Annotated in this window: 5 protein-coding genes; all 5 read right to left on the reverse strand. The window is 69.4% G+C overall.

From position 1 onward, the window contains the following. Positions 1 to 1,381, reverse strand: a 1,381-nt coding sequence (locus DMX10_RS27415) for an aldehyde dehydrogenase family protein (RefSeq protein ID WP_111264067.1), incomplete at its 3' end; no start/stop codon positions are given. Positions 1,382 to 1,661: 280 nt separating this feature from the next. Continuing rightward, positions 1,662 to 3,221 carry a methyl-accepting chemotaxis protein gene (locus DMX10_RS27420; protein WP_111264068.1) on the reverse strand — a complete coding sequence of 520 codons (1,560 nt, stop codon included), beginning with the start codon at positions 3,219 to 3,221 and terminating at the stop codon, positions 1,662 to 1,664. 268 nt (positions 3,222 to 3,489) lie between these two features. Continuing rightward, positions 3,490 to 4,233, reverse strand: a complete 744-nt coding sequence (locus tag DMX10_RS27425) for a SapC family protein (protein ID WP_111264069.1) — start codon at positions 4,231 to 4,233, stop codon at positions 3,490 to 3,492. A 29-nt stretch (positions 4,234 to 4,262) separates the two neighbouring features. Next, positions 4,263 to 5,900, reverse strand: a complete 1,638-nt coding sequence (locus DMX10_RS27430; RefSeq protein ID WP_021218550.1) for a ShlB/FhaC/HecB family hemolysin secretion/activation protein — start codon at positions 5,898 to 5,900, stop codon at positions 4,263 to 4,265. A 2-nt stretch (positions 5,901 to 5,902) separates the two neighbouring features. Then, positions 5,903 to 8,627: hypothetical protein (locus DMX10_RS27435; RefSeq protein ID WP_218281342.1), on the reverse strand; the 2,725-nt coding region annotated here is incomplete at its 5' end.

Below are 8,627 nucleotides of genomic sequence, written 5' to 3' on the forward strand. Positions count from 1 at the left end.
GGTGGTAGCAGTTGGTCCACACGCGGCCGGCCTTGATGCCACGGCCCATGCGGTAGGCGCGGTTGATGTCGCGGGTCCACAGGCCGGCGCCGAGGCCGAACTCGGTGTCGTTGGCAATCGCCAGGGCTTCCGCCTCGTCCTTGAAGGTGGTGACGCCCACCACCGGGCCGAAGATCTCCTCCTGGAACACGCGCATCTTGTTGTGGCCCTTGAGCAGGGTCGGCTGGATGTAGTAGCCGCTGGCGAGATCGCCCCCCAGGCGCTCGGAAGCACCGCCAGCGAGCAGCTCGGCACCTTCCTGCTGGGCGATGTCGAGGTAGCTGAGGATCTTGTCGTACTGCTGCTCGGAGGCCTGGGCGCCGACCATGGTGTCGGTGTCCAGCGGGTTGCCGCGCTTGATCGCCTTGATCTTCTTCATCACCTCGACCATGAACGGCTCGAAGATCGACTCCTGCACCAGCGCCCGCGACGGGCAGGTGCACACCTCGCCCTGGTTGAAGAAGGCCAGCACCAGGCCCTCGGCCGCCTTCTCGATGAAGGCCGGCTCGGCGCCCATGATGTCTTCGAAGAAGATGTTCGGGCTCTTGCCGCCCAGCTCGACGGTGGACGGAATGATGTTCTCCGCCGCGCAATGCATGATGTGCGCGCCCACCGGGGTGGAGCCGGTGAAGGCGATCTTGGCGATGCGCTTGCTGGTGGCCAGGGCCTGGCCCGCTTCCTTGCCGAAGCCCTGGACGATGTTGAGCACGCCCGGTGGCAGCAGGTCGCCGATGATCTCGGCCAGCACCATGATCGACAGCGGGGTCTGCTCGGCGGGCTTGAGCACCACGCAGTTGCCGGCGGCCAGGGCCGGGGCCAGCTTCCAGGCGGCCATCAGCAGCGGGAAGTTCCACGGGATGATCTGCCCCACCACGCCCAGCGGCTCGTGGAAGTGGTAGGCGGCGGTGTGTTCGTTGATCTCGGCGGCGGAGCCTTCCTGGGCACGGATGCAGCCGGCGAAGTAGCGGAAGTGGTCGGCGGCCAGGGGCACGTCGGCGTTCAGCGTTTCGCGCACGGCCTTGCCGTTGTCCCAGGTCTCGGTGACGGCGAGCACTTCCAGGTTGGCTTCGATGCGGTCGGCGATCTTCAGCAGGATCAGCGCGCGGTCCTGCACCGAGGTCTTGCCCCAGGCGTCGGCGGCGGCGTGGGCGGCGTCCAGCGCGCGGTCGATGTCGGCGGCGTCGGAGCGGGGGAATTCGGCGATCACCTCGCCATTCACGGGCGAGGTATTGGTGAAGTATTGCCCGGCCAGCGGCGCGACGAACTCGCCGTTGATGAAGTTGCCGTAGCGCGGCTTGAAGGTGACGACGGCGCCAGGGGTGCCCGGTTGCGCATAGATCATGACGATGGCCTCTCTTGTCGGTGCCCGGCCGAGACGTGGCCAGGTGATGGGCCGATCTTAGTCAGCGCCCCGGAGCCCCCGGAATGCCCCCATGGAAGCGATGCCTTACTCATTTGGTAGTAGATGCCGCGGACAGGTTCGAGGCCTCTGCCATCGGCGTTACGGCCTGATCACATCGCACCCGTAGGTTGGGCTGAGGCACGAAGCCCAACATGACGCGGCCAGGTATTGCATCGTTGGGCCTCGCTACGCTCGGCGCCAACCTACAGACCGTGCGGGCTCAGCCCTGCTCGGGGCGGTAGCCCAGGCGCAGGCCGCCCCAGTGGCGGCCACGGATGAAGATAGGCACCGAGAGGTCGTGCATCAGCTCGCCGGTGTCGCGGGTGTAGGTCTGCAGCAACAGCGGCTTCTGGTGGCTGCCGCAGCGGATGCCGGTGCGGTCGCCGAACTTGCGCTTGCTGCGGCTGCGCAGCATGTCCACCTGCGGATCGCCGATGGGCGGGTGGGCGAAGGCCTGGTTGTGGGTGGGCACGTAGCCTTCCGGGGTACAGGCGATGGCGAAGACCAGGCCCTCGTGGCGCTTGAGCAGCGGCTCCTGGATCGCCGGCAGCACCTGGTCGGCGTAGCTGTCGAAGCGGGTGCGGAACTTGGGTGGCGCGGTGTTGGGAACCGCCTGGTAGTGGCGGTCGAAGAGATCCTCCAGCCCCACCCTGCCCTGCTCGATGTCCGCCTCGAAGCGCCGGGCGATCTGCTCGGCGCCCTCGCGCGCCAGGTCGTAGACGCGCTGGTGGTAGTCGTCCAGGCCCACCTCGGCGAGGCGCTCGCTGATGGTTTCCGCCTGGCCCTCCAGTTGCACCGCCGCCTCGGCCAGGCGCTGGGTCTGCTGGTCGCTGATGCCCAGGTCGCTGCGCACCTGGTCGACGGCGGCGAACAGGCTGGTGAGCTGCGCGCGGTTGGTCTCGGCACCGCTGGCGATGGCACCGATCTGCGCCTCCACGCCCACCGCCAGGCCGGCGATGCTTTCCAGATGACGACCGGTGAGCTCGACCTGGGCGACGCCCTCGTCCAGCTCGGTGGACAGGCGCTCGATCTGCGCCACCACCTCGGCGGTCTGGCGCTGGATGTCGGCGACCATCTGCCCCACCTCCTCCGTGGCGCTGGCCGTGCGCCCGGCCAGGCCGCGCACCTCGTCGGCGACCACCGCGAAACCGCGCCCGTGCTCCCCGGCCCGCGCCGCCTCGATGGCGGCGTTGAGCGCCAGCAGGTTGGTCTGGCTGGCGACCGACTGGATCACCGAGGTCACCCGCTGGATCTCCTCGCTGCGCTGGCTGAGGGTGGCGATCAGCTCGCGGCTGTCACGGGCGCGGGTGTTGAGGGCATGCATGCGCGTGATGGCGCTGCGCAACACCTCGCGCCCGGCTTCGCTGCTCTGCCGCGCCTCGCGGGAGGAGGCCTGGGCCTCCAGGCTGAGGCGGGTGGTGGCTTCCTCGGTATCGATCATCACCTCGGCGCTGGCGACGATGCGCGCGGCGGCGTCCAGCTGCGACTCCAGGCGCTCGCCCAGCTGTTTCACCGAATAGGCCACCCCGGCAGCGGACAGCGCGTTGTGGCTGGTGGTGAAGGACAGCTCGCGGGTCAGTCGGGCGATGTCCGTGCCCGCCGGCGCCGGGGCCTCGGCAGCCAACCGGCGGCTGGCCAGCAGCGGCAGCCAGCACCCGGCGACCAGGCCCGCGAGCGCAACGGCCCAGTGCAGCCAGCCGAGGTGGACGGCCAGCAGCAGGAGGGCGGCAAGCAGGGATTGAGCGCAGGCGAGCGCGACGGGCAGGCGGGACGACGACATCGGAACACCTCGTGCAGCACCGGCCGATGACGCCTCCCCGGCAGGGGTGGAGGCCGGCAGTGTCTTTTGATTGGTGCCCGCATTAAATCCCTCCGCCGCCGGGCTGCACAGCCTGGCCACCTAGCCATTTAGTCTTAGTACGACCTGGCGAAAGGCGCGGCATGGACCTGGCCATGGGGAGTAGCGCGGCGTTGCTCAGCGCAGGTGCAACGGCCGCTCCGGCCTGGCGGGACGGCCGGCCGCCAGGCCAGGCGGCCGGCCGACACCATCAGTGGGTCACGACCTCGGCGGGCTCGCGGCGCTTCAGGTAGTTGTCGAAGAGCTGGTTGGCATTGCCCAGGGACATCAGGTGCGCGTAGATCCAGCCGAGGAAGCCGCTGTGGTGCAGGTCCAGCACCTGCTCGTCCGCCAGCGCCAGGAACTTCTCCTCATCCACCGCCAGGAAATCGCTGAGCACGAAGCTCTCGCCGCTGGTATGGGACAGCTTGATGGCACGTGGACTGAGCAGGTCGAGGGCGTGCAGCTTCTCGACGAAGGTGCGGGTCCGCTCCATCTCCGCGGTGAAGTTCTGCAGGAACTGGATCATCTCGTCGAGGTAGTCACTGTTCTGCCCCTGCGCGTCGAACAGGTCCTTGCCCTGCTCTTCGCTCCAGCCGCTGAACGCCGCGTCAAAGCAGACGGTGAAGTGGCTGGCTTCGTCCTGGGCCAGCACGAAGGGATAGCGGCGGATGAACGCCGGGATGTAGGTGTTGGCCTGCCAGCGCTGCTCGGCGTCGAGGTAGCCGTTGTGCCCCTCCTTCAGCCCCAGCAGCGCGATCGGCGTGGCCTGGCTGCCCTCGCCGATGAACACCAGCGGGTAATGGCGCGCCGCCTGGAAGAACTCCAGGCCGGCGACCGGCACCAGGTGGGTGGACGCGGCGAAGTCGCAGTTCTCCGACTGCTGCAGCTTGAGCGCCTGGTGCTGCTCGCGGTTGAGGGCCTGGATATCCTTGTAAAGCAACAGCGTGGTCATCTTGGTTCTCCGTTCTATCGATTGAGGGGTCAACGCAGGACAATCTGGGCCAGCACCTGTCCGCTGTCCTGGTCCGGCACCACATCCTTGAGCGTGTTCGCCGCGACCAGGCTCAGGCTCAGGTGCCGGCCCCAGTTGAAGTTGAGGCCGACACCCACGCTCTGCAGATCGATGTCGGCGATGCCGAGCTCCATGGCCCGGCCGTAGTCGAAGAAGACGAAGGGCTGCCAGCGTTCGCTTGGCCGCCACCAGGCCTCCAGGTTCAGCGTCGCCCCCTGGGGCGAGGAGATCACCCCGGGATCGTAGCCCCGGACGCTGCTGATGCCGCCGAACTGGTAGAACAGCGACGCCGGCAGCGCCTGGGTGTCACTGGCGAACTGCCAGCCGAACCGCCCCACCAGCTCGTACTGCTCGCCCAGCGCACGGGACAGGTAGCCCTGCCCGTTGAGCAGGCCATAGCTGCCGCCGTCGCCGCTCACGGCGTTATCCACCTGCGCCTGGCGCACGCGCTGTTCGTAGCGCAGGTACCAGGGCGCGGAGCGGTACTCCACCTGGCCGCGCAGGAAGCCTTCCCGGGTATCCACCTCGCTCAGGGTGAAGCCCTCGATGGTGTTCTCGGAGCGCTGCTGGTTGTAGCCGACGCCCCCCTGCAGGACCCAGTGCTCGTCCAGCCACCAGGGCTGGTCGAAGCCCAGCGTCCAGGTCCTGGACTCACCCTCGATGTTCAGCGACGCCAGCGGGCCTTCCTCGACCGTCATGCTGTTGCCGCCGACCTCGCCATAGGCGACACCGTTCCAGCGATTGACCGGGCGGCTGTAGCGCACGCTGCCGTACTGCGACCCGGAGGTCGCCACCAGCAACAGGTTGAGGGCGTCGGCGGCCCCGGTCGGCGAGAACCAGGTCAGGCTGCCGCCGTACTGCTCGCGGCCGGTGCCCTCGTTCCCGTAGTTGTTGGCGAACAGGCTCCATTGCAGGCTGTCGGGCTCGAAGGCCTCCAGCTCGACTGCTGTGGTGCCGAACCGTGCGCCCGGCGCCAGGCTGGCCGTCACCTGGGGGCCGGGCGTGGTCGCGTTGAAGCGCTGGATGGCATTCATCAGGGCCGGGCTGTCCAGGGTCGTGCCCGGTTCGACGTGCAGGCGCCGATCATAGAATGCATCGTCCACCCGGCGCGGGCCGCCCTTCCAGGAAACCTGGTCGACCTTGGCCTCCACCAGCACGATGCGCAGTTGGCCGCCCTCCAGGTCCTGCGCAGGGATCAAGGCGCGGGCCGTCAGTTGTCCGCGCGCCTCGTACAGCTCGTTGATCGCCCTGAGCAGGCGGTTCAGGTCCTCGAAGCCGATCTCGCGCCCGACATAGTGCCGCGCCATGGCCTCCAGTTGCTCCCGCGGCAGGTACTCGGAGGCGTTGAAGCCGATGCCGGAGAGGACGAAGCGTTCCCCACCCTCCGGCAGCCGCTGGTCCTCCGGCTCTTCGCCCCGCAACGCCGGCACCTGGGTGCGCCGTGCGCGCTCCTCGATACGCCGTTGCTGCTGGATCTGCTCGATCTGCTCGCGCTGCAGGTTGGGGTTCACCAACCCCGGCACCTGCGGCGCGATGGTTTCGGCCAGGGCCGGCAGCGGCCCGGCGGCCAGGCTCGTCAGCACCAGCCAGGAACAGCGACGGGTCATGCTTACAACGCCCAATGTGCCACCTCGTTTCCTTCCAGCCGCTCATCGGCTACATCGATGTTGATACGGGTATCCAGGGGGACCTGGCTCCAGCTCGGCGCCCAGGCGGTGACCACCGCGCCCCGCAGGCGGGCGGCTTCCAGCAGGGACGCGAGGCGTACCAGGGTGAGCCCGGACGACAGGTGCTGCTCGGCATAGCGGGCCGCCGTGATGCCCTCGTAGGGCACCCCTTCGCCCTCGTGGCTCGCGCTGAAGTTGGGGACGACCACCTGGTGGGTCAGCTTGCGGTGCAGGACATAGGCGTTGGTGCTCGACAGCAGGCTGTCCTGCTTCAGGCTGAACGCCTTGTCCAGTTCGTACAGCTGGATATCGGCGTCCGCCATGTAGCTCGGGCTGGCGTTGTCCATGCGTACCCGGGCCAGGGGCGTGCGCAGCTCCAGGCGCTCGACGCCGCGTGCATCGCGCAAATCGACCCGGGCCGCCGTGGTGTCGATTAGCGCATCGGCCACATGCAGCCGCGGCGCCACGATGTCGGCGGCCTCCAGGCGCAATGCCAGCGTCTGCGCCACCTGGCCAGCGCCGCTGCCCTCGGCCCAGAGGTCGAGCTGGCCGCTCCCGGTATGCCGCCCATAGAGCTGGCTGTCCCGTGCATGCAGATCCAGTCGCTGGCCGATCCCCGCGTCCGCCACGCGAACGAGGTCGCCGGCCCACAGGCTGAGGCTCGGTGCCTCGGCCCGCTGCAGATGGATGCTGGAGGCGACTACCGCGCCGCCTCTCACCCCGGCGCGCAGCACGGCCCCCTGTTCGGCGACCAGTTGGGTGCCGCGGATGTCCAGCAGGCCGTCCAGCAGGGCCTGCCCCTTGGCCAGCAGATGCTCGAAGCCGATGCCCGCGTCAGCCGACCAGCGCTGGTCGCCGCCACTGCGGCTGGTGGCCACACGGATCAGGCCACGGGACAGCAGGTCCACGGAACGGGCCGCCACCAGGTCGCCCAGCAGCAGGCTCGCGCCTTCGGCCTGGATGCGCCCGTTGCGGCTTTCCACCTCGGCCACCGCGATGTCGCCAGCCGCCGCCAGGACGATGTCGCCCGCGATCGAGCGGCCTTCATGCAGGCCGGTGGAGGTGATGCGACTGACGCGCACGTCGCCCTTGTCCGCCTTGAGCAGGACGTTGCCGCCCGCCTCGACGAACTGGTCGATATGGATCGCCCCGCCCGAGTTGATGGTGACGTCGCGCCCCGCCCGCACGCCCTGCAGCGCGACCGTACCGGCAATGTCGAAGCGCAGGTCGCGACCGGCTTCGGCGACACCGTTGAGGTCAAGGTCGCCGCCCACGCCAACCACCAGGTCGCGCCCGGCCTTCAGCGAGTAGGTGCCGCCGAACAGCACGGTGGGCAGGCTCAGGTCACCGCCGGCGATGACGCCGATGTCCCGCTTCGCCTCCACCACAAGCCCGAACACGTTGCCGTGGCCCTGGCGGGCGTCGCCGCTGGCCTGCAGGAAGACGTCTTCTCCGAGGCTCGCGACCCGGCCGAAGCGCAGGTTGCGGCCCAGCATGCGCAGCTCCAGTTGCGCCTCGGCGTTGCCGCCGAGCACATCGCCGTCCGCCTGCACCAGCAGGTTGCCGCCGCTCGCGAGGTGAGTCGCGACCAGGCCTTGCGGATCGCTCGGGTCCACGCCCTGGCCGAACCGCACGTTGCCCAGGCTGCCGGCCGCAGTCACCAGGCTCATGTCGCCGCCGCTGCGCCCCTGGTTCAGCACCAGGTCGCCACGGGTGGAAACCCTGAACAGGCCGGCTGCGCTGGCGCGCCCGAGTTCCGCGCTGGCGGCGCTCAGCTCCAACCCCTGCTGCCGGCTGTGCAGGTCATCCACGGCGAGGTGACGCGCCGCCTCCAGGCGGACCGCGCCGGTGGCGCTCTCCAGCCGGCCGAAATCGCCGCTGCCGATAGCGGCCGTCAGGTCGCCCTGCACCTCGGCAACATCGCCCTGCCAGTCGCCCAGGCCCTCGAGTTGCAGGGTGCGCGCCACGGCCAGCGAGCCGAAGCGCAGGCTGCCCGCGCTTCCGCCGTGCAGCAGCGCGGCATGGCCGGCGACACGGGCCTGCTCCAGCAGCAGGTCGTGGTCGACGCGCACCTGGAGGTCACCCTCGATGTCCATCTCGCCAAGCCGCGATGCATTGCCGGCCTGCACTCGCGCCCCCTTGGCCTGCAACCGCTGCAGGGCCAGGTCGCCAGTCAGCTCGATGGCGGTGTCCTCGCCGGTACTGAGGTTGCCGAGCCGTGCAGAGGTGCCGCGCAGTTGCAGACGCCCGCCGGCATCCAGGTCGCCGAGCAGCAGTGCGTCGCGCAGCGTCAAGTCCACGGCACCGCCGACCTTGGCGCTGCCGATCTCGCTGCGGCCCGCATCCAGGGTCCATCCGCCAGTGGCATCCAGGCGTTCGAGATCGAGGGCGCCGGCCAGGGTCTGCCTGACCTGCCCGGTCACGCTGGCGCTGCCGAGACGCGCCGAGGCGGCCTGCAGCGTCCAGTCGCCGCCGGCCAGCAGCGCCTGTTGGTCCAGCATGCCGCTCAGCACCTGCTGCACCGCGCCCTGCACCTCCGCACGGGTGACCTGGGCGTCGGTGCCACGCAGGTTCCAGCCCTGCCCCGCCTCCAGGCTGCCGAGTCGCAGGCCGTCGCGCAGGGTCATGTCCACCGCTCCGCCGACCTTGGCGCTGCCGATCTCGCTG

It is taken from the genome of Pseudomonas sp. 57B-090624 (assembly GCF_003234055.1).
Classification (GTDB): Bacteria; Pseudomonadota; Gammaproteobacteria; order Pseudomonadales; family Pseudomonadaceae; genus Metapseudomonas; species Metapseudomonas tohonis.